This window comes from Mesorhizobium sp. M5C.F.Ca.IN.020.32.2.1, assembly GCF_004023105.1.
Classification (GTDB): domain Bacteria; phylum Pseudomonadota; class Alphaproteobacteria; order Rhizobiales; family Rhizobiaceae; genus Mesorhizobium; species Mesorhizobium wenxiniae.
In genome coordinates this window covers 1-688 of the sequence record NZ_RZSX01001522.1, presented here as the reverse complement: position 1 = coordinate 688, position 688 = coordinate 1, and the positions used below count along the sequence as shown (strand labels likewise).

At 59.3% G+C, this 688-nt stretch carries 1 protein-coding gene; it reads right to left on the bottom strand.

Features of this window, described 5'->3' with window-relative positions:
* On the bottom strand, positions 1–688 hold a 688-nt coding region (locus EOA86_RS37200), incomplete at both ends, for a Fic family protein (RefSeq protein ID WP_128345870.1).

Here is a 688-nt window from a genome sequence, read left to right as displayed (position 1 = left end):
GATCGACGGCAATGATCCGCTCATCCGTGACGATACTGGCGACCCTATCGTCATGGCCGAGAATTTGGCCGGTGATTTCCTCTCCCGGCCGTGCCGTGCGGATATTGTGTTCAACCGGCTTCTCGCCGCACCGCTCGAGGTCGGCAATTGCAGCGCGAAGCGCTTCGCGGCGGTTCGGATTGATAGAGTCCTCCAGCACATACTTCATTGCCGGACTGGACGGGTCGTTTGTGGTCTCGATTGATGCCTCGATCATCCGCGGCTTGCTGATGACGGTAAAATCCACCTCATGGCCGTAATGGCGGCCAAGTTCGGCAATGAACACCTCCTGGGCGCGACCGTTGCCCTCGCGGAATGGATGCACGTAATTGAGCTCGGCGAGCACCTGGCCCGCACGCTCAGCGAATTGCTCCGGGGTGCCAGTGCGAAGAACATTGGGATCGCGGATCGGCTTTAAGGCTTCGTCCAGTCCGAAGTCGATGCGTGAGCCATGCAGAAATGAGGTGCTGCCCTTGGAAAGGCTGCCGATCGGCTCGACGCGCTGGCCGTCGACGATCGGGCTTTCGTTGCGCGTGTGACCGGCCCATTCGTAAACGTCCTGAAAAATATACCCGTGTATGGCCTTCAGATGTTCCTTGTCGAAATTGCCGCTCGGGCCGCGGCCCTCCGCAATCTCACTCTGTCGAAT